The organism is Pseudomonas sp. E1BtOHC1, assembly GCF_058744285.1.
Window position 1 is genome coordinate 1,005,444 of the sequence record NZ_CP196023.1, and the last position, 22,028, is coordinate 1,027,471.

22 protein-coding genes are annotated in these 22,028 nt (G+C 64.0%); 13 read left to right on the forward strand and 9 right to left on the reverse strand.

Features of this window, described 5'->3' with window-relative positions:
- Window positions 1-32 precede the first annotated feature (32 nt).
- From oscA to ACSSVC_RS04710, 8 genes are all read left to right on the forward strand, one after another.
- Window positions 33-215: a sulfur starvation response protein OscA gene (oscA, locus tag ACSSVC_RS04675; protein ID WP_022643503.1), complete on the forward strand. Its 183-nt coding sequence runs from the start codon at window positions 33-35 to the stop codon at window positions 213-215.
- A gap of 157 nt (window positions 216-372) precedes the next feature.
- A complete protein-coding gene (locus tag ACSSVC_RS04680) occupies window positions 373-1,383 on the forward strand; it encodes a sulfate ABC transporter substrate-binding protein (protein WP_346634048.1) in 1,011 nt (336 codons plus the stop codon).
- A gap of 155 nt (window positions 1,384-1,538) precedes the next feature.
- The gene (gene cysT / locus ACSSVC_RS04685) at window positions 1,539-2,357 is read left to right on the forward strand and encodes a sulfate ABC transporter permease subunit CysT (RefSeq protein ID WP_346634049.1); all 819 of its coding nucleotides are present in this window, start codon (window positions 1,539-1,541) and stop codon (window positions 2,355-2,357) included.
- A gap of 12 nt (window positions 2,358-2,369) precedes the next feature.
- Window positions 2,370-3,242 (forward strand): sulfate ABC transporter permease subunit CysW, encoded by an 873-nt coding sequence (gene cysW / locus ACSSVC_RS04690; protein WP_346634050.1) that lies wholly within the window; start codon window positions 2,370-2,372, stop codon window positions 3,240-3,242.
- Between the two features lie 3 nt (window positions 3,243-3,245).
- The gene (locus ACSSVC_RS04695; RefSeq protein ID WP_346634051.1) at window positions 3,246-4,235 is read left to right on the forward strand and encodes a sulfate/molybdate ABC transporter ATP-binding protein; all 990 of its coding nucleotides are present in this window, start codon (window positions 3,246-3,248) and stop codon (window positions 4,233-4,235) included.
- Window positions 4,236-4,545: 310 nt separating this feature from the next.
- Window positions 4,546-5,922, forward strand: coding sequence for a cytochrome C (locus ACSSVC_RS04700; RefSeq protein WP_346634052.1), 1,377 nt, complete (start codon window positions 4,546-4,548; stop codon window positions 5,920-5,922).
- Window positions 5,919-6,431, forward strand: coding sequence for a sorbitol dehydrogenase (locus tag ACSSVC_RS04705; RefSeq protein ID WP_346634053.1), 513 nt, complete (start codon window positions 5,919-5,921; stop codon window positions 6,429-6,431). Before ACSSVC_RS04700 ends, ACSSVC_RS04705 begins: the two co-directional genes overlap by 4 nt.
- The gene (locus ACSSVC_RS04710; protein ID WP_346634054.1) at window positions 6,428-8,665 is read left to right on the forward strand and encodes a GMC family oxidoreductase; all 2,238 of its coding nucleotides are present in this window, start codon (window positions 6,428-6,430) and stop codon (window positions 8,663-8,665) included. Before ACSSVC_RS04705 ends, ACSSVC_RS04710 begins: the two co-directional genes overlap by 4 nt.
- Before the next feature lie 44 nt (window positions 8,666-8,709).
- Here the strand turns inward: ACSSVC_RS04710 and ACSSVC_RS04715 are convergent, their stop codons facing one another.
- The gene (locus ACSSVC_RS04715) at window positions 8,710-9,234 is read right to left on the reverse strand and encodes an Mpo1 family 2-hydroxy fatty acid dioxygenase (RefSeq protein WP_346634055.1); all 525 of its coding nucleotides are present in this window, start codon (window positions 9,232-9,234) and stop codon (window positions 8,710-8,712) included.
- A gap of 102 nt (window positions 9,235-9,336) precedes the next feature.
- On the opposite strand from ACSSVC_RS04715, the gene ACSSVC_RS04720 reads away from it, so the two are divergent.
- Window positions 9,337-10,026, forward strand: coding sequence for a Crp/Fnr family transcriptional regulator (locus ACSSVC_RS04720; RefSeq protein WP_346634056.1), 690 nt, complete (start codon window positions 9,337-9,339; stop codon window positions 10,024-10,026).
- Between the two features lie 147 nt (window positions 10,027-10,173).
- On the opposite strand, the gene uraH is transcribed toward ACSSVC_RS04720, so the two are convergent.
- Together uraH and ACSSVC_RS04730 are read right to left on the reverse strand one after the other, a co-directional pair.
- Entirely contained in the window at window positions 10,174-10,584 is a 411-nt protein-coding gene (gene uraH / locus ACSSVC_RS04725; protein WP_346634057.1) for a hydroxyisourate hydrolase, read from the reverse strand.
- A 48-nt stretch (window positions 10,585-10,632) separates the two neighbouring features.
- Window positions 10,633-11,124, reverse strand: coding sequence for a GlcG/HbpS family heme-binding protein (locus ACSSVC_RS04730; protein WP_346634058.1), 492 nt, complete (start codon window positions 11,122-11,124; stop codon window positions 10,633-10,635).
- 135 nt (window positions 11,125-11,259) lie between these two features.
- Here ACSSVC_RS04730 and ACSSVC_RS04735 point away from each other — a divergent pair, with 135 nt between their 5' ends.
- Entirely contained in the window at window positions 11,260-11,940 is a 681-nt protein-coding gene (locus ACSSVC_RS04735) for a heavy metal response regulator transcription factor (protein WP_110722539.1), read from the forward strand.
- The gene (locus ACSSVC_RS04740) at window positions 11,927-13,315 is read left to right on the forward strand and encodes a heavy metal sensor histidine kinase (protein ID WP_346634059.1); all 1,389 of its coding nucleotides are present in this window, start codon (window positions 11,927-11,929) and stop codon (window positions 13,313-13,315) included. Before ACSSVC_RS04735 ends, ACSSVC_RS04740 begins: the two co-directional genes overlap by 14 nt.
- A gap of 11 nt (window positions 13,316-13,326) precedes the next feature.
- Here the strand turns inward: ACSSVC_RS04740 and ACSSVC_RS04745 are convergent, their stop codons facing one another.
- The 3 genes from ACSSVC_RS04745 to ACSSVC_RS04755 all read right to left on the reverse strand — a co-directional run bounded on the left by ACSSVC_RS04745 (window position 13,327) and on the right by ACSSVC_RS04755 (window position 15,947).
- Window positions 13,327-14,547 (reverse strand): type II toxin-antitoxin system HipA family toxin, encoded by a 1,221-nt coding sequence (locus tag ACSSVC_RS04745; protein ID WP_492612030.1) that lies wholly within the window; start codon window positions 14,545-14,547, stop codon window positions 13,327-13,329.
- On the reverse strand, window positions 14,540-14,788 hold the full coding sequence (locus ACSSVC_RS04750) for a helix-turn-helix domain-containing protein (RefSeq protein ID WP_346634061.1): 249 nt from the start codon (window positions 14,786-14,788) through the stop codon (window positions 14,540-14,542). Before ACSSVC_RS04750 ends, ACSSVC_RS04745 begins: the two co-directional genes overlap by 8 nt.
- Before the next feature lie 154 nt (window positions 14,789-14,942).
- Window positions 14,943-15,947 carry an AraC family transcriptional regulator gene (locus tag ACSSVC_RS04755; RefSeq protein ID WP_346634062.1) on the reverse strand — a complete coding sequence of 335 codons (1,005 nt, stop codon included), beginning with the start codon at window positions 15,945-15,947 and terminating at the stop codon, window positions 14,943-14,945.
- A 99-nt stretch (window positions 15,948-16,046) separates the two neighbouring features.
- Between ACSSVC_RS04755 and ACSSVC_RS04760 the strand changes: the two genes are divergently transcribed.
- Window positions 16,047-17,120 (forward strand): fatty acid desaturase, encoded by a 1,074-nt coding sequence (locus ACSSVC_RS04760; RefSeq protein ID WP_492612031.1) that lies wholly within the window; start codon window positions 16,047-16,049, stop codon window positions 17,118-17,120.
- 112 nt (window positions 17,121-17,232) lie between these two features.
- Window positions 17,233-17,679: a hypothetical protein gene (locus tag ACSSVC_RS04765; protein ID WP_346634064.1), complete on the forward strand. Its 447-nt coding sequence runs from the start codon at window positions 17,233-17,235 to the stop codon at window positions 17,677-17,679.
- Window positions 17,680-17,761: 82 nt separating this feature from the next.
- Here ACSSVC_RS04765 and ACSSVC_RS04770 read toward each other — a convergent pair whose 3' ends face one another.
- The 3 genes from ACSSVC_RS04770 to ACSSVC_RS04780 are packed head-to-tail and all read right to left on the reverse strand — an operon-like array spanning window position 17,762 to window position 21,794.
- A complete protein-coding gene (locus tag ACSSVC_RS04770; RefSeq protein ID WP_492612032.1) occupies window positions 17,762-19,372 on the reverse strand; it encodes an arylsulfatase in 1,611 nt (536 codons plus the stop codon).
- Between the two features lie 14 nt (window positions 19,373-19,386).
- Entirely contained in the window at window positions 19,387-20,202 is an 816-nt protein-coding gene (locus ACSSVC_RS04775) for an ABC transporter ATP-binding protein (protein ID WP_346634066.1), read from the reverse strand.
- The gene (locus ACSSVC_RS04780) at window positions 20,199-21,794 is read right to left on the reverse strand and encodes an ABC transporter permease (protein WP_346634067.1); all 1,596 of its coding nucleotides are present in this window, start codon (window positions 21,792-21,794) and stop codon (window positions 20,199-20,201) included. The genes ACSSVC_RS04775 and ACSSVC_RS04780 overlap by 4 nt, the downstream gene beginning before the upstream one ends.
- Between the last annotated feature and the right edge of the window lie 234 nt (window positions 21,795-22,028).

Sequence of the window (22,028 nt, forward strand, 5' to 3'; positions counted from 1 at the left end):
CTGCCAGGCACATCTCACTCAGGAGCAGCACCATGAGCGCATCTCTACGTAGCGTTGACGGCCAGGACGAAGCAACCATCTTGCGGGAAATTCAAAGCGCCCTGCGCGACCTGCGTTTCGGTGCGGTGGAAATCACCGTGCACAACGCCCAGGTCGTGCAGATCGAACGCAAGGAAAAATTCCGTCTGCAGCAGCCCGGCAACAAACCCAGCTGAACGCCGCATCACCCTCTCGTGATCGAGAGGCCCGACTGGATAACCGGAGGGCGTCATCCATGACCCCCAGCCTGAACCCCAGCGTTCGCCCGCGAATGCGGGACTGATTCGCCATAAGAAAAATGCCAGCACATTAAAAAATTTCGGGAGCTCCATCATGTCGTCGATTCGCCGTTATGCCCTGGCCGCCCTCGCCAGTGCCGTTTTTGCCGGTTCCGCCGTTGCCAAGGATTACGAACTGCTCAACGTGTCCTACGACCCGACCCGCGAGCTGTACCAGGACTACAATGCCGAGTTCACCAGCTTCTGGAAGAAAGAGCATCCCGGCGACAACGTGAAGATCCAGCAATCCCACGGTGGTTCCGGCAAACAGGGCCGGGCGGTGATCGACGGCCTGCGCGCCGACGTGGTGACCCTGGCCCTGGCCGGTGACATCGATGAAATCGCCAAGCTCGGCAAGACCCTGCCGGCGGACTGGCAGAAACGCCTGCCCGACGCCAGCACCCCCTACACCTCGACCATCGTGTTCCTGGTGCGCAAGGGCAATCCCAAAGGCATCAAGGACTGGGGCGACCTGATCAAGAAAGACGTCTCGGTGATCACCCCGAACCCGAAAACCTCCGGCGGCGCCCGCTGGAACTTTCTTGCCGCCTGGGCCTACGGCCTGAAAGCCGGTGGCAGCGAAGCCAAGGCTCAGGAATACGTGAAGGAGCTGTTCAAGCACGTGCCTGTGCTGGATACCGGTGCTCGCGGCTCGACCATCACCTTCGTCAACAACGGTCAGGGCGATGTGCTGCTGGCCTGGGAAAACGAAGCCTTCCTGGCCCTCAAGGAAGACGGCGGCGCCGACAAGTTCGACATCGTCGTGCCTTCGCTGTCGATCCTTGCCGAGCCGCCGGTGGCGGTGGTGGACAAGAACGCCGAGAAGAAAGGCAACACCGAGATCGCCGAGGCCTACCTCAAGCACCTGTACAGCCCGGCCGGCCAGGAAATCGCCGCGAAGAACTTCTACCGTCCCCGGGACAAGGACGTAGCCGCCAAATATGCCCAGCAGTTCCCCAAACTGGACCTGGTGACTATCGACAAGGACTTCGGCGGCTGGAAAACTGCCCAACCGAAATTCTTCAATGACGGTGGTGTCTTCGACCAGATCTACACGGCCCAGTAAACCCGACCCTCCGTAGGAGCTGGCTTGCCAGCGAAGGCGTCCTGAAGGGCAATGCACGACTTGCAGGCCCTTTCGCCGGCAAGCCGGCTCCTACAAGGTAGAGCCCGCATTCAGTTGCGGGTTTTGCGTATCGGTTCCGCTAACCAAGGACTCTTATGTCGCGTCGTATCTCCCCCGTCATACCCGGCTTCGGGCTGACGCTGGGCTACACCTTGGTGTACCTCAGCCTGATTGTGCTCATCCCCCTGGCGGCGATGTTCGTACATGCCGCGCAACTCACCTGGGAACAGTTCTGGGCGATCATTTCGGCGCCACGGGTGCTCGCCGCGCTCAAGCTGAGCTTCGGTACCGCGCTGTATGCGGCCATCATCAACGGCATCATCGGTACCCTGCTGGCCTGGGTCCTGGTGCGTTACACCTTCCCCGGGCGCAAGATCATCGATGCCATGATCGACCTGCCATTCGCCCTGCCCACTGCCGTGGCGGGCATCGCCCTGACTGCGCTCTACGCGCCCACCGGCCTGGTGGGACAGTTCGCTACCGACCTGGGTTTCAAGATTGCCTACACGCCTCTGGGCATCACCCTGGCACTGACCTTCGTCACCCTGCCATTCGTGGTGCGCACGGTGCAGCCGGTGCTGGCGGACATTCCCCGTGAAGTGGAAGAGGCCGCCGCCTGCCTTGGGGCCAAGCCCTGGCAGGTGTTTCGCCATATCCTGGTGCCGGCCCTGCTGCCGGCCTGGCTCACCGGCTTTGCTCTGGCCTTCGCCCGGGGCGTCGGCGAGTACGGCTCGGTGATCTTCATCGCCGGCAACATGCCGATGAAGACCGAAATCCTGCCACTGCTGATCATGGTCAAGCTCGACCAGTACGATTACACCGGCGCCACTTCCATCGGCGTGCTGATGCTGGTGGTTTCCTTTGTCCTGTTGCTGCTGATCAACCTGCTGCAGCGGCGCATCGAACGACCCTAAGGAGGCGCGAACATGTCCCAATCGTCTATTTCTGCAGCGTCCTCCGCCAACGCCGCCCGCCGTGGCAGTGCCACCTCGCGACGGGTGCTGATTGGTCTGGGCTGGCTGATTTTCGCCCTGTTCCTGCTGTTGCCGTTGTTCATCGTGGTGTCCCAGGGCTTGAAGCTGGGCATCGGTGCGTTCTTTGAAGCGATCTTCGAACCCGATGCTTTGTCGGCGTTGAAGCTCACGGTGATCGCGGTACTGATTTCGGTGCCCTTGAACCTGGTGTTCGGGGTCAGTGCCGCCTGGTGCGTGAGCAAGTACTCGTTCCGTGGCAAGAGTATTCTGGTGACCCTGATCGACCTGCCGTTCTCGGTGTCGCCGGTGATCGCCGGCCTGGTCTATGTGCTGATGTTCGGCGCCCAGGGCCTGTTCGGCCCGTGGCTTTCGGATCACGACATCCAGATCGTCTTCGCCTTGCCCGGTATCGTCCTGGCCACCATCTTCGTCACCGTGCCCTTCGTCGCCCGTGAGCTGATCCCGCTGATGCAGGAGCAGGGCACCCAGGAAGAGGAAGCCGCCAGGTTGCTGGGGGCCAATGGCTGGCAGATGTTCTGGCACGTCACCGTGCCCAATATCAAATGGGGCCTGATCTACGGCGTGGTGCTCTGTACCGCCCGGGCCATGGGCGAATTCGGTGCGGTATCGGTGGTGTCCGGGCACATCCGTGGGGTCACCAACACCCTGCCGCTGCACGTGGAAATCCTCTACAACGAGTACAACCACGTGGCCGCCTTCGCCGTCGCCAGCCTGTTGCTGATCCTTGCGCTGTTCATCCTGCTGCTCAAGCAGTGGAGCGAATCCCGAATCAACCGCCTGCGCGCCAGCGCCGCGGAGGAATAAGTCATGTCGATCGAAGTCCGTAACGTCAGCAAGAACTTCAACGCCTTCAAGGCGCTGAACAGCATCAACCTGGATATCCACAGCGGCGAGCTGGTGGCGTTGCTCGGCCCGTCCGGCTGCGGCAAGACCACCCTGCTGCGGATCATCGCCGGCCTGGAAACCCCGGACGACGGCAGCATCGTCTTCCACGGTGAGGACGTTTCCGGCCACGACGTGCGTGATCGCAACGTCGGTTTCGTGTTCCAGCACTACGCCCTGTTCCGCCACATGAGCGTGTTCGACAACGTTGCCTTCGGCTTGCGCATGAAGCCCAAGAACCAGCGTCCCAGCGAGAGCAAGATCGCCGAGAAGGTCCATGAGTTGCTGAACATGGTGCAACTGGACTGGCTTTCCGATCGCTACCCGGAGCAACTGTCCGGCGGCCAGCGCCAGCGTATCGCCCTGGCCCGCGCCCTGGCGGTGGAACCCAAGGTGCTGCTGCTGGACGAACCCTTCGGCGCCCTCGACGCCAAGGTGCGCAAGGAGCTGCGACGCTGGCTGGCGCGGCTGCACGAAGACATCAACCTGACTTCGGTGTTTGTCACCCACGACCAGGAAGAAGCCATGGAGGTGGCGGACCGCATCGTGGTGATGAACAAGGGCGTGATCGAACAGATCGGCTCCCCGGGGGAGGTCTACGAGAACCCGGCCAGCGACTTCGTCTACCACTTCCTCGGTGACTCCAACCGCCTGCACCTGGGGGAGGACAACCACGTGCTGTTCCGTCCCCACGAAGTGTCGCTGTCGCGTTCGGAACTGGAAGACCACCACGCCGCCGAAGTGCGCGACATCCGTCCCCTGGGCGCCACCACCCGGGTCACCCTCAAGGTCGAAGGCCAGAGCGAACTGATCGAAGCCGAAGTGGTGAAAGACCACGACAGCCTGATCGGCCTGGCCCGTGGCGAGACCCTGTTCTTCAAGCCCAAGGTCTGGCAGAAACACTCCAGCCTCTGACTCCAGCCGGCACCTCCTGCGAGCCCCACGTCTCGCAGGGGGCTGGCTTGCCAGCGAAAGCGTCCGCCAGGTTTGCAGCCGGCTTGGGGGCCTCTTCGCCGGCAAGCCGGCTCCTACGGAGAGTGTGTCGCGTATCGACGGCGGGTGATGGCGTTCGGCTATTGCTGCTAGCTCGATTCGATCTATGGCCCGTCCCCTGGCCGCAACATTCCTTATCTACGCTGGAAATGGTGCCAGGAGGGCGCAATTGAAGAGTCCATGAAGGACCGGCGTTCTGTCTCCTGGCCAGCCTGATGCCAAGGAGACAAGCATGAAAAAGGAAGTCTATCGGCCCGGTCCGAGGTTCGGTTGTGCACTATGCGGTGCACTGCTCAGCCCTTTGGCCCTGGCGCTCGCGCCACCTGACCTGTCCTCGCGCATACCCTACGACGTCGCAGTGACCGCCCCTCCCGCACCGACCCTGGAAAGCCTGCAGCGGGATTTTGACGTGCTGTCCTGGCAGACCTTCATCGCCCTCAACTGGCCGGCCCAGGAAGACGGCAGTCCCGGCACTGGCCCCATCGGCAAGGAGGACGGCCCCACCGTCTGGGAAGGCTGGAAAGAGAGCTATCAGATCTTCCGGGCCAAGGGCGAGAAGCCCTTGGCCTGGGATGCCCCGGCGATCCTTCCCAAGCCCTGTGAAGGGCTCAAGTCCGGGCGCCTGCTGCAACAGATGGGCAAGGTCGCGGGTGTCCTCGACGAATTCATCCAGCCGTTCCAGAGCGGCCCGTTGGTGGACCAGAGCGGCACCTACACCCGCAACGAAATCGTGGTCAACCGGCCGATGTTCAACGATATCGTCGACAAGGGCCTGTACAGCGTCCAGGGCCAGCAGGCGTATTTCGCCGCCAGTCCGAACAACCGCGTGGCCTTCAGTTGCAGCTCCAGTCCCCACCAGAAGCTCGGCGCAATCATGGTCAAGGCCTCGTGGAAGGTGCTGGACGGCAACGACCAGCGCAGCCGCTTCCATACGGTGGACGCCCTGGTCTATACCCCCGGCAACAGCGATCCGACCCATGGGCCCATCGTGGAAGAGTCGTGCAAGGCCGAGTCGGTAGGACTGGTGGGCCTGCACATCGTGCACAAGACCGCGCTGGCGCCGCAGTGGGTCTGGTCGACCTTCGAACACGTGGACAACGTGCCGGAAAAAACCACCCCACCGGAGCAGCGCAAAGGTCCGTACCTGTTCTACAACGCTGCCAGCCCGGCCAAGGTCAACGAGCCGCCGCCCCGGCCCTGGAACCCGGCGGTCAAGGCCACGCCGTCGCAGATCGTCCGCGACATCCCGCTGACCGAGGCCGCCAAGGCGCTGAACAGCACCTACCAGGCGCTGCTGCGCACGGCCAATCCTCAGAGTGTCTGGGCCAACTACCAGATGATCGACACTCAATGGCCCGCCGATCCGGCCCCCGACTGCGAGACGCCGTCGCCGACCAATCCCCTGGGCAGCCCGGCCCCGACCTTCCTCGCCAACGCCACCCTGGAAACCTTTATCCAGGGCACGGTGCCCCAGGCGTCCTCCAGTTGCATGGACTGCCACAACAACGCGACGACCCGGGTCACCCAGAACCCCCGCACCACTTTCGCCGACTTCACCTATCTGCTGGAGCGTGCCCAATCCACTGGCGCCGCAGGGAGCAAACCATGAGCACCGAGCGTGAGAACTTTGTCGGCCTGTCCTCGGCGTTGCTGGGGATCGGCACGGCCTTGCTGGCGCCGTCGATCGACCCCATCGACCTGCCCAGCCAGTTTCTGGCCTATATCCGCCCGAAGATGACCGAGGCCCAACTCAATGACCTGCTGAGCCAATACGCCGGCCTGGTGGCCGACCAGCAGAGCCCGGAACAGATCGCCCGGGCGTTGCTGATGAGCAACGGCCAGCCGGCGGCCACACCTGCGGCCAAGGCCTGTCGTTCGATCATGAAAATGTGGCTGCTGGGGGTCTGGTACCAGCCTTATGACGCCAGCAGCTTCAAGGCCGGGCAACAGTGGGTCGTGTCCGACCTGGCGTACCAGCAAAGCTGGGCCTGGAAGGCCGCCCAGGCCCATCCCATGGGCTACAGCCAGTTTCATTTCGGCTACTGGAACGAGACGCCGCCGAGCCTGGAGGCCTTTACCGGTGTGCCCGCCAAGGGGCAGCAAGGAGCTTCGTCATGAGCACAGAACAAGCGGATGTGGTGATAGTCGGCGCCGGCCTGGCCGGCAGCATCATCGCCTATCAACTGGGTCTGGCCGGGATCAAGGTCCTGGTGCTGGAGTCCGGGCCGAGCATTCCGGCCAATCGCACGCAATACATGGAGCGCTTCTACAACGCCACCCTGAAGACCCCGGAGTCGCCCTACCCTCCGGCCAGCAACCTGCAGCCGCAGCTTTATCCGGAACTGCAGCCGGCCCAGCAGAATGCGCCACGGCCGACCATTGCCGACCTGATCAACGGCTGGCAGAACCCACAGACCAGTTACCTGGTGCAGAAAGGCCCGCTGGCCTTCACCAGCACCTATGAGCGTGTGGGCGGCGGCACCACCTGGCACTGGGTCGCCACCTGCCTGCGCATGCTGCCCAATGACTTTCGCCTCAAGTCGCTGTACGGCGTCGGGGTCGACTGGCCCATCGGCTATCAGGATCTGCAAAGCGCCTACTGCCGCGCCGAGGCGGAGATCGGCGTGGCGGCGGATGTGGGTGACCAGGACTACCTGGGCATGACCTTTCCCGAGGACTACCAATTCCCCATGCACAGCATTCCTCTGTCCCTGGTGGACGAGCGTTTCGTCAAGGCGCTCAAGGGCCATTCGTTCGCCGGCATGCCGCTGCTGGTGAGCCCGACGCCGGCCGGGCGCAACTCCGAGCCCTACGCCGGGCGCCGGGTCTGTGCGGGCAATACCAACTGCACGCCGATCTGCCCGATCCAGGCCAAGTACGACGCCACGGTGACCCTGAACAAGGCCTTGGAGACCGGCAATGTTCGGGTGCTGTACAAGAGCGTGGCGAGCAAGGTCCGGGTCGATGGCAAGTCCAGCATCAGCGGTATCGAGTTCATCCAGTACCAGCTGGGGGACGGCCCGCCCACCGCCAATGGCGTGGCCCTCGGGCAGCACTATGTGATCGCCGCCCACGCCATCGAGACCCCCAAGCTGTTGCTCAACTCAGCCTGTCCCGAGGCACCCAATGGCGTGGCCAACAGCAGTGGCCAGGTCGGGCGCAGCCTGTCGGACCACCCGATCTACCTGGCTTGGGGGCTGATGCCGCCGGGGCAGACGGTGTTCCCTTATCGTGGGCCGGTGTCCACGGCGGGCATCGAGAGCCTGCGCGATGGGGCCTTTCGCAGCCGCCGGGCGGCCTGGCGCATTGAGATTGGCAACGAGGGCCTGAACTGGCCGATCGGCGATCCCTACACCACGGTGTGCGACCTGATCGATGGCCAGAACAACAGCCACACCAACCCGTTGCCGGGGGACAAGCATGATCCCCAGGCGTTGTTTGGAGCGGACCTGATCCGTGCCCTCAACGACCGCCTGATCCGCCAGTTCCGCATTGCCTTCCTGGTGGAACAGGTGGAGAAGGATCCGGATCACGCCGACTGCTACATCCTGCCTTCCACCGAGTACAAGGATCGCCTGGGTATCCCCCGTCCGGAGATTCACTACGACCTGTCGGACTACACCAAGGAGGGTTTCAAGCAGGCCCGGCAGGCCGCCACCTACATCATCACCGAGCTGCTGGGGGCTACCGAACTCACTGATCTCAAACCGACACGGGAGAAGAACCCCGGGTTCTTCATCTACGATGAAGAGCCCTACAGCTTCCAGGGGGCCGGGCACCTGATGGGCACTTATCGCATGGGCACCGACCGCAAGTATTCGGTGGTGGACAAGCATCAGCGCAGTTGGGACCACCCCAATCTGTTCCTGGTGGGAGACGGGGTATTTCCCAGCAGCGGCACGTCCAATCCGAGCCTGACCATCGCCGCGCTGTCGTTCCAGGCCGCCGACGTGCTCGCCAACGAGCTCAAGGCCAGTACGCTGACGGTCCAGGCCAATCAGCCTTGGCAAGGCACCGGGGTGCAACTCAATGGGATCAGTGCGCAGCGGGTGCGCTACGTCAGTGGGCACTGGTCCGCCAGTCCGGCGGGGGGCATGGTGGACGGCCAGGGTAATCCGGCCTACATCGCCAAGTCCGGCTATACCTTGCCGGGGGCCAGTGAGGGGGCACTGATCGGCCGCGTCGGGAGCGCAGGCACGCCCTTTCTGATCGGCGATCTGGCGCAGATTCCGGCGGGCCAGCGCGGAGAGTTGCAGCTGTGCATCAATGACGACCTGGACGGACGTTACGGTGTCGGCCTGCAGGACAACCAGGGCGCACTGACGGTGCGAGTGGAGTTTGGCGGTTTGTGACCCGTCCTGGCCGGGCGTGCAGTCGGCACGCCCGGCCGGGGACTTCAGATCATGGCTTTTTTCTGGCGCAGGGCCACGGGACCCGAACGCTGCTCGATGGCCTGTTTCAAGTCATGGCGCAGCCCCAGCAGGAACGCCAGTTCGGCCACCACGAACAGTGGGCCGACGATCAGGCCCGACAGATCATCGACAAAGGCCGGCTTGCGACCCTCGTAGTAATGGCCGATGAACTGGATCACCCAGCCGATCACGAACAGGCCCAGGCCGCTGCTCAACCAGAGTCCGGTGCTTTGCGCTGCAAGCGCCTGCCCGGCCCAGACCGACAGGCCCATCAGCACACTCATCAACACCCCCAGGCGCAACTCCAGGCGCAGGTAGAACACGGCCGAGGCCAGGGCCAGCAGCACGGCCGGCGACACCACCATCCCCGCCAGTGGCCAGGTGGGCCGGGACAGCAGCACCGCCACTGCCACCACGATCATGGGAATGCCGATAAAGTGGCTGGCGATATTGCGCGGGTCGCGGTGGTAGGCGGCGTATTGACTGAGATGATCAACGAGGCTTTTCATTGTTGTTCCTCCGTTAGGGTGGCTGGATCATGCCCGGCCACCGATCACGGCACTGTCAGCTAGGCGACAATCACGCCGATGCCTTGAGGAAAAGACCTGTTCATGGACATGCAGCAGTGGCGTGAATGCCTGATGACCGGCCAGTGGTTCAGCCACCTGCCGGATTCCTTACAGAATAGTTTGCTCGCCGGTGCCCGCCTGCGCCGCTTGGCGCCGGGGCAATGCCTGTTCCTGCGGGGTGATCCGCCTTGCGGTTTGTACGCGGTGCTGGAAGGGACGGTACGGGTGGGAGCGGTCAGCGAACAGGGCAAGGAAGCCTTGCTCAGCCTGATGCAAGCGCCCCACTGGTTTGGCGAGATCTGCCTGTTCGACGGCCAGCCGCGCACCCACGATGCCTATGCCGAGGGTGCTTGCACCTTGCTTCAGGTGCCGCAGTCGACCTTGTTGCAACTGCTGGAGCAACAGCCGCAGTACTGGCGCCAGTTTGCCCTGTTGATGAGCCACAAACTGCGCCTGGCCTTCATCAACCTGGAACAGCTGAGCCTGATGCCGGCGCCGGCCCGTGTGGCCAGTCGCCTGCTGGCGATCGCTGCCGGCTATGGCGAAGTGGCCCAGCGCCGCAACCTGCTGCAACTGCCCCAGGAGCAACTGGCGCTGATGCTTTCGCTCTCGCGCCAGACCACCAACCAGATCCTCAAGGACCTGCAGAACCAGGGCATCCTGCGCCTGAGTTATGGCGAGATCGAAATCCTCGACACCGACCGCCTGCGCGCCCTCGCTGGCCCCCCGTAGGCGCGGGCTTGCCAGCGAAGGGGCCCTCAAGACCGCCTTCGCCGGCAAGCCGGCTCCTACAAAATCCCCCGCGATGTCTCTGCCTACCGTAGGAGCTGGCTTGCCAGCGAAGAGGCCCTCAAGACCGCCTTCGCCGGCAGTCAGCTCCTACGAACCACGATAGGTCGAGAATCCATACGGGCTGAGCAACAACGGAATGTGGTAATGCTGCTCGGTCTGCTTGACCTCGAAGATCACCGGAATTTCCGGAAAGAAGGTCTCGCGCTTGGCCTGCTTGAAGTATTCACCGGTCTTGAACACCACCCGATATTCGCCAGCAGTCAGGGCCTGGCCCGCGGGAAACAGCTCGCTGATCCGCCCCTGCTCGTTGGTCACACCGCTGGACAAGGCTTTCCAGTCCTGGCCCACATGCTGCTCCAGAGTCACCTTGACCCCCGGCGAGGGCAAACCGTTCTCCAGGTTGAGCACGTGCACGCTCAAGGGATTGCCCGCCGCCAAGGCCAGGCTCGACAGACCGCAGAGGCCGACAGCGGCCAGGCCATTACGCAAAAAGTTCATGAAAGACTCCTCAGTGCATTGATCAAAAAAACAACAATCCGGCGCGCCTCACAGTGCGGCACGCAAACCGACTTTCTGCGCCGCCTTGAGCGCACATTCCTCGTCCTGCGCGGCCCCCCCGGCACCGGCAATCCCTATCGCGCCCACCAGCTCCTGGCCGGCGAACAACGGAATGCCGCCACCGAGCAACAACAGCTCCGGCAAGGTATTGAGATTGGCCGCGTCGGGGTTATTGCGCGCCCGTTCGGCGAACAGCCGGCTCGGGGTCTTGGTGGACAGCGCGGTATAGGCCTTGCGCTGGCTGGCGACGGTGTTGTGCGGGCCTACGCCATCGCTGCGCAAGGTCACCAGCAGGTTGCCGCCTCGGTCCAGGACCGACACCACGGCCGTGCACTGGGCCAGACTGGCGTCTGCCAACTGACGGGCGGTGGCCAGGTCCAGCTCGGTGTGACGGGGCAGTTCCAGGGCGGCCAGGGCGTTGCCGGCAAGGCCCAGACCAAGGCCCAGACCAAGACTTAGAACAAGGGTTTTGCAGATCATGGGAAGGCTCCGTAAAGACAGGCCGCCACCTTAGCCAGCCGTCCTCGTCAGAACCTCGTCAGTTGGATTACAAGTTTGTAATGGGCAAGCGCGCCACAGGCGCCTAGCCTGTGCCGATCATTCCCGAGGTGCACCATGCGTTTGCTGGTAGTTGAAGACGAAGCCAAAACCGCGAATTTCCTTGCCAAGGGGCTCGGAGAGTCCGGATTCGCCGTGGACGTGGCCCTGAACGGCCTGGACGGGCGCTATTTCATCGAGCAGCAGGAATACGACCTGATCATCCTCGACGTGATGCTCCCCGGCCTCAACGGTTGGCAGTTGCTGCAGTTGATCCGCCAGCGCGGCGCCACCCCGGTGCTGTTCCTCACTGCCAAGGACGCCATCGAAGACCGGGTCCGTGGCCTGGAGCTGGGCGCCGACGACTACCTGCTCAAGCCCTTCGCCTTTGCCGAGCTGCTGGCTCGGGTCCGCACCCTGCTGCGCCGCGGACCGCTGCGTGAAGCCGAATCCTTCAGCATCGCTGACCTGGAGATCGACGTGCTGCGCCGTCGCGTCAGTCGCGGCGGCCAGCGCATCGCCCTGACCAACAAGGAATTCGCCCTGCTGCACCTGTTGGCCAGCCGCCAGGGTGAAGTGCTGTCGCGGACCCTGATCGCTTCCCAGGTGTGGAACCTGAATTTCGACAGCGACACCAACATGGTGGAAGTTGCGGTGCGGCGCCTGCGGGCCAAGGTCGACGATCCCTACATGCCCAAGCTGATCCACACCGTGCGTGGCGTCGGTTACCAGCTGGAAGCCCCGGATGCAGCGCTCTAGTTCCATTGCCTGGCGGTTGGCCCTGTCGTTTGCCGCCGTCTGCGCCCTGGTGCTCAGTGGCATCGGGGTGTTTCTCTACCGCTCCCTGGCCGGGGAGATCGCCTACCGTGACGATCTCGCCCTGATGGGCCGTCTGGAACAGGTACGCGCCTTGCTCCAGGACAGTGACAGCCTCGATGCCCTGCAAGCCCGGCCGCGGCTGTACCAGAACATGCTGGGCAATCAGCAGAGCCTGTTGCTGGTGCTGCGGGCCGATGGCTCGACAGTGATCGGCATCAATCCCCGACAACAGCACTTGCCCGAGTTGAGGCCGATTGCCCAGGAGCTGCGTCCGCAACGCGGGGATGTCAGCCTCTGGGCGGGCACCGATGAGGTCCCGGTGGCCCTGATCGCGGGCCAGGCCAGCGGTCCCAAGGGCGAGGCCCTGACCGTGGTGGCCGGCAAGATCCTCAGCGAGCGTGAGCAGATACTCGCCAGTTACCGCCTGCGCTTGTACCTGGCCGTGGGGCTGGGGGCGGTGCTGGCGTTTGCCCTGGGGCTGCTGTTGTTGCGTCGCGGTTTGCTACCCCTGCGCCAGCTCAGCGAGTCGGTACGCCAGATCGACCTGCGCAGCCTTGACCGACGCTTGCACACCACCGGCATCCCCGCCGAGTTCCATGAGCCGGTGCAGGCCCTGAATGCCATGCTGGCGCGCCTGGAAGAGAGCTTTCAGCGCCTGTCACAATTCTCCGCGGACCTCGCTCACGAGATCCGTACCCCCTTGCACAACCTGCTGGGCAGCAATGGCCTGGCCCTGAACCAGCCCCGCAGCGCAGCGGAATACCAGGAAGTGCTGGCCTCGAACATGGAAGAATTCGAACGGCTCACGCGCATGGCCCAGAACCTGTTGTTCCTGGCCCGTGCCGAACAGGCCGAGCAGGTGCTGGATCTGCGCCCGCTATCGCTGGCCGGGGTTGGCGCCGAGTTGTGCGACTACTTCGAAGCCCTGGCCGATGACCGACAGATCCGCCTGGAGAACGGCTTTTCCGGTGAACTGCGGGCCGACCAGCAACTGCTGCAACGGGCCCTGGGCAACCTGCTGGCCAATGCCGTGCGGCATGCTGATGCGGATTCTGTGATCCATCTGCGCCGTCGCAACGAACCGGGCTGGTGCTGGCTGCAGGTACACAACCAGGGCCCGGCGATTGCCCCTGAGCATCTGCCCCGGTTGTTCGACCGCTTCTACCGGGTCGATCCGTCCCGGGCCGAACCGGGAGATTCCGGCGGCCTGGGTTTGGCGATCGTGCGCTCGATCATGCTGCTGCATGGCGGCCAGGTGCGGGTGACCAGTGAGGCCCGGGCAACGGTGTTCGAACTGGGTTTCCCCGTTCTTTAACGGTGATCGGATCAGCTCCTCAGACTGCGTACCACACCGGTTTTCCAGGCCGCGCTCATGGCCTCGGCCATGCCCTTGAACGCGGGATGGGCAGCGCTATAGACCTGCATCTCGCCCATCGCCTGTGCCATGCCGTGCTCGACCTGTTGCAACAGTTCATGGCTGCGACCTTCGCTGAGGTTGCAGGCCGTGCGGGCGAAGCGCAGCAGCGCCTTGCGTTTGGGCCAGGCCTTGGAGCCTCCCAGCAATAGCGCCAGGCTGTCCGCCTTGATGTAGACCGAGGTGGTGACCAGATCAAAGGCCGGGGCCAGACTGACGGGTGCATCCACATCCGTGTCGGGGTACAGCACGCCGAAGTTCTTCAGATGAGCATCGCCATTTCTCAGTCCGGCCGACAACGCCACGATCTTGAAGAACGACTCCAGGGCCTGGTTCAGTAGAGGGGGTGAGACAAAGGCCTTGATCTGTTTCGCCGCGCCTTCGTAGGAGCCGTCGTACTTGGCCTTGGCCGGCCAGGCGTTGAGCACGCAGAAATCCTCGAAACCCAGGTAGCCCTGGGCGTTCAGGTCGAAACGGTTGACCACCAGGAACTGGCCATTCTGGCTGAGCTCGATCTGCGGTACTTGCAGGCCGGCATGCAGCGCCGCACGCATGCAGAAGAATTCGTTGGCGGCCAGGTGCGGGTATTGATCCGCGCGAAAAGCCTTCACCAAATGAGTGGCGCCGCGATGGGTCAGGCGTTCGACGCTGTTGGTGCTGTCGCGGATCAGGACTTTGGGCTGCACCCCGGAAACGCCTGAGTACTGGCCATAGGTCGCCAATAGATCCTCGAACAGGCCCTCGGCACCGTCATGCACCAACAGGTCCTCCAGGCTGGTTTCCGGCAGGGGGACCTGGGGTGATGGTGCTGTGCTGATGGCCACCCGGCCCAGTTGGTGCGGCCCCACGATCGATAGCAGGGCGAAATCATCGAAACCCCGCACCGCCTTGCTGAAACGGCGCAGTAGTTCATCACGCAGCGAGCCTTCCGGCAGGTGCATATCGAACACCGGTAGCAGGCCCCGGTCCCAGTCATAGCTCGCCAGGCGTGGCGGCATGGTCAGGGAGATCGCGTCACGGGGCGAGGTGCTTGCACTGTAGGTGAACACCGAATCCGCCTGTGCCTGACCACGGCCGAGGGTGCCCACCATCGTGTTGGCCACACGGATGTGCAGCCGCTGTTCCTCAGTCATGGAAATGCGCCTGTTTCAGGCCGTCCAGGGTCGGGCGTTGCCGAGGGCGGGGCACGGCGCTGAGCTCGTAGCCAAAACCATTGAGAATGGCTTCGACCTTGCGCAGGCCGATTTCCGTAATGGTGTTGTTTTCAATCCCCGAGATGGTGGCGCGGCTCATGCCGTACTGCTCTGCCAACGCTTGCTGCGAAAGTTTTCGCTCTTTGCGCAGGGTTCGGATCAGTTGTCCAAGGCTTTCCATGGGCGCTATTCCGCATCATATACAGTGCTTTTTTAATAAAAATTCTCTAATGCATCATATTTGATGCATTTTTTAGTGTAGGCCAGGTGGGCGTTTCGCGACGACTTTTGTGGGGGACGTTTTCATCGGCCGCTTCGACTGCCGGCGCAGGGGCTCAACGCATCCCATCCCGGAACTGCCCCGGGGTCATTCCGGTCCAGCGCTTGAATGCCCGACTGAAGCTGCTGGCGTCGGCAAAGCCCAGCAGGTAGCTGATCTCGCTCAGGGAGCATTCCAGGTCCCGCAGGTGCAGCAGGGCGAGGTTCTCCCGGCATTCATTGAGCAGGGTGTCGAAACGCGTGCCTTCATCTGCCAGGTGCCGCTGCAGGCTGCGCAAACTCAGGTGCAGGGCCTGGGCCACCCGTTCCGCGGAGGGTTCGCCTTCCGGCAATTGGGCTTCGATCACTCCGCGGACCTTGCGCTCCCAGGTCAGGGGGCGCAGTTGCAACAGGGTGCGCTTGAGCACGGCTTCGTTGTGCTCGGCCAGTTCCGGGTTGGCGTCGTCCAGATGGCTGTCGAAATCATGCAGGCCGAATTCCAGGCAGTCGTCGGCCGCGGCAAATTGCACCGGGCAACGAAACACCTTGTGCCATTGGCTGGGGTCCTCCGGGGCGGGGCGCCGCAGTTGCACGGCGAGTGGCGCGTAGTCGCGACCCAGGCGGTTGCGGCAGGTGCGCACGTAGATCGCGGCAAAGGCGTCGATGGCCTCGAAGGCCGGTTGCGGCGAGCCTTCCGGCACCTTGAGGAAGAACCGGTAGCGGTCCGCTTCCCGGGTCAGGGCCAGTTCCAGGGCGTCGCTGACCACCTGGTGATAACGCACGATGCGCTCGAAGACTTCCCGCAGGCTGCCGCTGGCCACCAGGGCGTAGCCCAGGGCATGGAAGGTGGTGGGGCTGACAAAACGCGAGACTCGCAGGCCAATGGCCGGATCGCCGCTGGCCTTGACTGCGAGATGCCACAGGCGGGTGGTGGCCGACAGCGGGTAGCGGGCGTTGGGGTCGTCCATCAATTGCGGGTCGAGTCCGGCCTCGCGGCACAGCGCGCCGCTGTCGAGGTCGAGGGCGTCCAGTTGCTTGCGCAAGGCGCGGGTCCAGCTGGCAAGGGAAGTGGCTTCGGTCATGCGATTGGCGCGTCCGGTCAACAGGTTGGCGTTTACGGCTAGCGCCCGGAGCCGGGGCCCGGGGCAGGATGCACACATCACTGATCAGAGGATGGAATCATGCAAGGTACTTGCGCAAGCCCCGAACGGATGAACGCACAACAGCGAGCCGCGCATATCCGCCAGGTAGTCTTGGCCCGGGGCGATGAATTGCGCCAGCGCTTCCCCGTGTTGCGGCATCAGGACGCCCTGGGCGCTGGGGTTCTGGTATTTGCCCTGTCCGGGATGCTGGGGGCAGCGGCGCTCTATGTCGGCGGTTACCTGGCCGGTTGGGCCTGCCTGCTGCTCAATGCCTTTTTCGCCTCGCTGACCCACGAGCTGGAACACGACCTGATCCACAGCATGTACTTCCGCAAGCAGCGCCTGCCCCACAACCTGATGCTGGCGCTGGTCTGGCTGGCGCGGCCGAGCACCATCAACCCTTGGGTGCGGCGTCATCTGCACCTGAATCACCACAAGGTGTCGGGCAGCGAAACCGATATCGAGGAGCGCGCCATCACCAACGGCGAGCCCTGGGGCATCGTCCGGCTGCTGATGGTGGGGGACAACATGATGGCGGCTTTCATCCGCCTGCTGCGGGCGCCGGGGGCCAAGCGCAAGCTGGGCATCCTCAGCCGTACCCTGGCGGTGTACGCGCCGCTGGCATTGCTGCATTGGGGCGCCTGGTATGTGTTCATCGGCTTCCACGGGGCCAATGGCGTCGCCGCGTTGCTCGGCAGCCCGATCCAGTGGTCACAAGACACCTTGGCGCTGATGCACTACATCGATATCGCCGTGGTGGTGATCATCGGTCCCAACGTGCTGCGCACCTTCTGCCTGCATTTCGTCAGCTCCAACATGCACTACTACGGCGATATCGAACCGGGCAACGTGATCCAGCAGACCCAGGTGCTCAACCCCTGGTGGATGTGGCCGCTGCAGGCCTTCTGCTGCAACTTCGGCAGCACCCACGGCATCCATCATTTCGTGGTCAAGGAACCCTTCTACATTCGCCAGCTGACGGCATCGGTGGCACACAAAGTGATGGCCGAGATGGGGGTGCGCTTCAATGATTTTGGCACCTTTGCCCGGGCCAACCGTTTTACCCGTGAGGAGCAGGCGGCGCCGCAAACGGCGCATAAGGCCCGGGCCTGAGTGGGCATACCCTCTTCTGGTTAAATATCCAAGGATCGATAACGTTAAGCCAAGGTAACGTGGCGCCGGGAACAGACCAGTGCCCGTGGATGGGCATCGACAGGGAGAGGGTATGAACAGTGCGGTAAGGCTATTGATTGCCGGTGCCTTGATGAGTGTGGGCAGCCTGTCGCTGGCCGACTCGGTGGCAACTGGCAGCGACGAGGCGCTGGCGCTGAGTATCTTGAAGCATCTGGAAGTGAACGGCTTTCGCAATTCCTTAAGGCCGAGGCACTACCCGGACGGCACCACGCTGGGCCAGACGCCCTATCGGGTCTACGAGAAGGATGCAGGCGCCGAGGGCAGCTACAGCGCGGTGGATGAAGAACAAAGCTGGATCTACAGCGTCAGGGTGATGGAGCGGGGGAGCCAGGGCATCACCATCTGTTTTGTCGACCAGAACCTGCACGGCAGCTACTTGTTCGCTTCGCCGTTGCTGGTCAAGAAAAACCGGGCGGGGCATTACGTCGTGGTCAAGGAGCTGCCGACAACCCCGGCCTGCGCCATCACCCGAGGCTGAGGCCTGCGTCATGGCGCAGCCCGCTCCTCCACAAGCGGGCTCCTCCAGGTGCCGGTTCATAGACAAGCCGGTTCCCACAGGGTCAATCCGGCTGGAACGGCGATTCGCTGAGGATCACCCCGGTTTCATCCACATAGCGCTGCCATTCCTCCAGCAGCGTGCGCAGTTTTTCCGGTTGGCGCTGGGCCAGGTCGTGAATCTCCCCCGGGTCCTGGCCCAGGTCATACAGCTGCCAGGTCGCCGGGCCCACCGGCCCGGGGATGTACACCGCCTTCCACTGGCCCTGGCGAATCGCCCGGCGGCCGAACAGTTCCCAGCCGGTCACCGTGTGTTCGTCATGCACCCGGGCGGTCTCGCCGGAGAGGAAACCCAGCCAGGACTTGCCCCGCAGTGGCGCCACATCGCGCCCGCGCCAGCGCTTGCCGGGGTGGCGCACGCCGGCCAGGTCGAGCAGGGTCGGGGCGATGTCCATCACCGTGCCGAAGCCATGGCTGATCTGCCCCTTGAGCGGCAACTGCGGGTAGTGCAGCAGCGCCGGCACACGAATCCCGCCTTGGGTGGTGAAGGCCTTGAACAGCCGTGACGGCGCGGTGGCGGCCTGAGCCCAGGCCGGGCCGTACCAGACGTAGGAGTTGGCCCGGCCGATGTTCTCCAGGCGGTTGTCGTAGTGCTGGTTGAGGTAGGTCAAAAGCTCCGGGCCGAACTTGGGGAAGGCCTCCAGCAGCGCGCCTTCGGCGCCGTTATCGGACATGAACAGGATCAGGGTGTTGTCCAGCTGCCCCTGCTGGCGCAGGTAATCCACCACTCGGCCGATGTTCCAGTCCATGCGCTCGACCATCGCCGCATACACCTCCATGGCCCGTGCCGAAACCTGCCGCTGTTCATCGCTCAGGGCGTCCCACTCGGTGTTCAGATTGATCAGTGGGTGGGGCTCAACCTCGGCATCGATCAGGCCCAGGGCCCTGAGTCTTTCCAGGCGTTCCAGGCGTAGCACCTCGGGGCCGGCGTCATAGCGGCCACGGTATCTGGCGACGATGTCCTCGGGGGCCTGCAGCGGCCAGTGGGGCGCCGAGAACGGCAGATAGGCGAAGAACGGCCGGCTCTGGTCGCGCTCCTTGAGGTACTGCAAGAGCTTGTCGCCGAAGGCATCGGAGGAATAGAAATCCGCCGGCAGTTCATCGATGAAACGGTCGTCCTCGATGTACAGCGCCGGAGTGGATTTCAGCAGCCCGGGGGTGTGTTCGTCGTAGGTGGGCTCGAAGGCGTAGTGGTTGGCCGCTCCTGGCAATAGCGAGAACGAACGCTCGAAACCCCGGGCATGGGGCGCGCGCTCTGCGGTCAGCCCCAGGTGCCATTTGCCGCTCATCAGGGTCTGGTAGCCGGCTTCGCGCAGCAGCTCCGGCAGGGCCACCACGCGGTCATTGAGGTAACCCTCGTAGCCCGGCTTGCCGATCAGTTCGGGGGTCAGGGCTTCGGCCATGGTGCCGATCCCGGCGATGTGATGGTCGGTGCCGGTGAGCAGCATGGAGCGGGTCGGCGAGCACGTGGGGGCGGTGTGAAAATCGGTCAGGCGCAGGCCGTTGAAGGCCAGGGCATCGAGGTTCGGCGTGGCGATCTCGCCGCCAAAGGCACCGAGGTCGGAGAAGCCCAGGTCGTCGGCCAGGATCACTAGAAAGTTGGGACGTTGCGGCATCGTGGCACTCCTGTTCAGCAAGCAATGAAGGTCAAGGGCAGGTCGCGGATCTGCACCGGCTGCGGCGCCTGGTAGTGATCATCGCTGGTGAGTTCGTGGAGCAGTTCTTCACGCAGTTGGTGGAAGTCGAAACTGCTGCGTTGGCGTGGGTGCGCCAACGCCACCTGGACCACACGCTTGATCCGTCCCGGGCGCGGCGCCATCACCACCACCCGGTCGGCGAGGAAGATCGCTTCCTCGACATCGTGGGTCACCAGCACCGTGGTGATTCTTGCCCGCTCGCGGATCGCCAGCAGTTCGTCCTGCATCTGCTGGCGGGTCAGGGCATCGAGGGCGCCGAAAGGTTCGTCCAGCAGCAGAATGCGCGGGCTGGCCACCAGCCCACGGGCAATGGCCACCCGTTGCGCCATGCCGCCGGAGAGCTGATGGGGATAGGCCCGGGTAAAGTCCTTGAGCCCTACCAGCTCGATGAAATCATCGATCCGCCGCTGGCGCTCGGCAGCGCTCAGGGGCTCGTTGACCAGGCCCAGGCCGATGTTCTCGGCGACGGTCAGCCAGGGGAACAAACGGTGCTCCTGGAACACGATGCCGCGTTCGCTGCCGATGCCACTGACGGCCTGGCCATCGACCCGGATCTCGCCGCGAAACTCGGTATCCAGGCCGATCAGCAGGCGCAGCAGGGTGGACTTGCCGCAGCCGCTGGAGCCGACGATGGCGACAAATTCGCCGTCGGCGATGTCCAGGTTGAATTCGCGGATCGCCTCCAGCTCGCCACCGGCGACGGGGAAGCTCTTGCCCACGTGATTGAAGCTGACCAGGGGTGCGTTCATGCGTGTCTCCAGCGGGTGGCGCGGGTTTCGAGTTGTTGGCCCAGCAGGTTGAGCAGGGCCCCGGTAAGGCCCACCAGCAGCATGCCGGCCATGATCAGGTCCATGCGCAGCAGTTGCTGGGCGCTGATCATCTGGCTGCCGATGCCGCCGTTGGACGGCATGAAGTATTCCGCGCCGATGGTGCCCATCCAGGCGTAGATCAGGCTGATGCGCAGGCCGGCGAAAATCCCCGGCGCCGCGCCGGGCAGCACCAGGCGCCGCAAGCGCTGCCAGAGGTTCAGGCGCAGCACCTGGGCGGCCTCCGCCAGTTGTGGCGAAAGCTGGGCAACGCTGCGCTGGGTGGCAATGAACAACGGGAAGAAGGCAGCCAGGGCGACGAACACCCACTTGGCCAGTTCCCCCAGGCCGAACCAGGCGGTGAGCAACGGCACCCAGGCGAAAATGGCGATCTGGCGAATGGCGGCCAGGGTCGGGCCCAGCAGCCGTTCACTGAGGCGCGACAGCCCCAGCAGCAAGCCAAAGGCCAAGCCCAGTCCGCCACCCAGGGCCAGGCCGCCGAGGGCGCGGCCCAGGCTCAGGCCCATGCCTCCCAGCAAGCTGCCGTCCAGAAGACCGTCGACGGTGGTGGCGAGGACCGCCAGCGGGCTCACCAGGATGTTGGCATCGACCCACTGCCGATCGCTCGCCACTTGCCACAGGGCCAGCAAGGCCAGGGGCAGCAGCCAGGGTTGCAGGCGCTGCCAGCCTGCATAGCGCGGGCCACGGCGCAGTGCAGCGGTGGCCGGGTGCGGCCAGTGCACCAGCTGGCGATCCAGCCAGCCGATGCCGCGGTCCATGAACACCCCCAGCACGCCGATCACCAGGATGCACACGAAGACGATATCCAGCATGAACAGCTGCCGCGCCCAGACCATCAAGTAGCCGATGCCTTCGCTGGAGGCCAGCAGTTCCACCGCCAGCAACGAGGTCCAGCCGGTGGCCAGGGCCAGGCGTACCCCGGCCATGAACGCCGGCAGCGCGGCCGGCAGCACCAGGCGGCGGATCAGCAAGGCCGGGGGCAGGCGTAGCACTGCGGCGGCTTCCCGCAGTTTGGGCTGGGCATCACGCACGCCCACCAGGGTGTGCAGGGTCACGGGGACCACGATGGCCTTGATCAGCACCACCAGCTTGAGCACTTCGCCGATGCCGAAAAACACCATGAACAAGGGAATCCAGGCCAGGGTCGGGATCTGCGCCAGGGCGCCGAAGGTCGGGAACAGCAAACGCTCCAGGCGCCGGCTGAAGCCCAGGGCCCCCCCCAGCAGGGCGCCGGCGGCGATGCCTGCCAACAAGCCCCAGGACAGCCGTTGCAGGCTGATTGCCAGATGGCTCCACAGCTCGCCGTGGGCCAGCTCCAGAGCACTGCTCCAGACCAGGGCCGGGGCCGGCAGGATCTGCTCGCTCATCCATTGATTGCGGCTGGCCAGCCACCACAGGACGAACAGGCTCAGGGGCAGCAGCCAGGGCAACAGGCGCTGATGGATTACGGTCCAGCCCGGGCGTCCATCGGACGGCGCCGCCAGGGGCAGGCTGAGCAGGGAAACACGGGCCATGGATGACCTCCGTCGTCGGGTACTGCATGGCGTTGGTCGATGCCGTAGGAGCTGGCTTGCCAGCGAATCAGCCCTTGCGGGCGATGCAGGGTTGGCGGGCCTCGTCGCCGGCAAGCCGGCTTCTACGTGATATGCGTTTGTGATCTATTAAAATTCTCATCAATTCTATTAAGCGATAAGAGAAGCCATTTAAGGCTTCTAGCCGACACGCATCCAATGCATTTGAAGAATATT

Excerpts from the sequence above, each read along its gene's own strand:
- oscA (WP_022643503.1), top strand. The coding sequence starts at position 33 with ATGAGCGCATCTCTACGTAGCGTTGACGGCCAGGACGAAGCAACCATC.
- ACSSVC_RS04680 (WP_346634048.1), top strand. The coding sequence starts at position 373 with ATGTCGTCGATTCGCCGTTATGCCCTGGCCGCCCTCGCCAGTGCCGTT.
- cysT (WP_346634049.1), top strand. The coding sequence starts at position 1,539 with ATGTCGCGTCGTATCTCCCCCGTCATACCCGGCTTCGGGCTGACGCTG.
- cysW (WP_346634050.1), top strand. The coding sequence starts at position 2,370 with ATGTCCCAATCGTCTATTTCTGCAGCGTCCTCCGCCAACGCCGCCCGC.
- ACSSVC_RS04695 (WP_346634051.1), top strand. The coding sequence starts at position 3,246 with ATGTCGATCGAAGTCCGTAACGTCAGCAAGAACTTCAACGCCTTCAAG.
- ACSSVC_RS04700 (WP_346634052.1), top strand. The coding sequence starts at position 4,546 with ATGAAAAAGGAAGTCTATCGGCCCGGTCCGAGGTTCGGTTGTGCACTA.
- ACSSVC_RS04705 (WP_346634053.1), top strand. The coding sequence starts at position 5,919 with ATGAGCACCGAGCGTGAGAACTTTGTCGGCCTGTCCTCGGCGTTGCTG.
- ACSSVC_RS04710 (WP_346634054.1), top strand. The coding sequence starts at position 6,428 with ATGAGCACAGAACAAGCGGATGTGGTGATAGTCGGCGCCGGCCTGGCC.
- ACSSVC_RS04715 (WP_346634055.1), bottom strand. The coding sequence starts at position 9,234 with ATGAAAAGCCTCGTTGATCATCTCAGTCAATACGCCGCCTACCACCGC.
- ACSSVC_RS04720 (WP_346634056.1), top strand. The coding sequence starts at position 9,337 with ATGGACATGCAGCAGTGGCGTGAATGCCTGATGACCGGCCAGTGGTTC.
- uraH (WP_346634057.1), bottom strand. The coding sequence starts at position 10,584 with ATGAACTTTTTGCGTAATGGCCTGGCCGCTGTCGGCCTCTGCGGTCTG.
- ACSSVC_RS04730 (WP_346634058.1), bottom strand. The coding sequence starts at position 11,124 with ATGATCTGCAAAACCCTTGTTCTAAGTCTTGGTCTGGGCCTTGGTCTG.
- ACSSVC_RS04735 (WP_110722539.1), top strand. The coding sequence starts at position 11,260 with ATGCGTTTGCTGGTAGTTGAAGACGAAGCCAAAACCGCGAATTTCCTT.
- ACSSVC_RS04740 (WP_346634059.1), top strand. The coding sequence starts at position 11,927 with ATGCAGCGCTCTAGTTCCATTGCCTGGCGGTTGGCCCTGTCGTTTGCC.
- ACSSVC_RS04745 (WP_492612030.1), bottom strand. The coding sequence starts at position 14,547 with ATGACTGAGGAACAGCGGCTGCACATCCGTGTGGCCAACACGATGGTG.
- ACSSVC_RS04750 (WP_346634061.1), bottom strand. The coding sequence starts at position 14,788 with ATGGAAAGCCTTGGACAACTGATCCGAACCCTGCGCAAAGAGCGAAAA.
- ACSSVC_RS04755 (WP_346634062.1), bottom strand. The coding sequence starts at position 15,947 with ATGACCGAAGCCACTTCCCTTGCCAGCTGGACCCGCGCCTTGCGCAAG.
- ACSSVC_RS04760 (WP_492612031.1), top strand. The coding sequence starts at position 16,047 with ATGCAAGGTACTTGCGCAAGCCCCGAACGGATGAACGCACAACAGCGA.
- ACSSVC_RS04765 (WP_346634064.1), top strand. The coding sequence starts at position 17,233 with ATGAACAGTGCGGTAAGGCTATTGATTGCCGGTGCCTTGATGAGTGTG.
- ACSSVC_RS04770 (WP_492612032.1), bottom strand. The coding sequence starts at position 19,372 with ATGCCGCAACGTCCCAACTTTCTAGTGATCCTGGCCGACGACCTGGGC.
- ACSSVC_RS04775 (WP_346634066.1), bottom strand. The coding sequence starts at position 20,202 with ATGAACGCACCCCTGGTCAGCTTCAATCACGTGGGCAAGAGCTTCCCC.
- ACSSVC_RS04780 (WP_346634067.1), bottom strand. The coding sequence starts at position 21,794 with ATGGCCCGTGTTTCCCTGCTCAGCCTGCCCCTGGCGGCGCCGTCCGAT.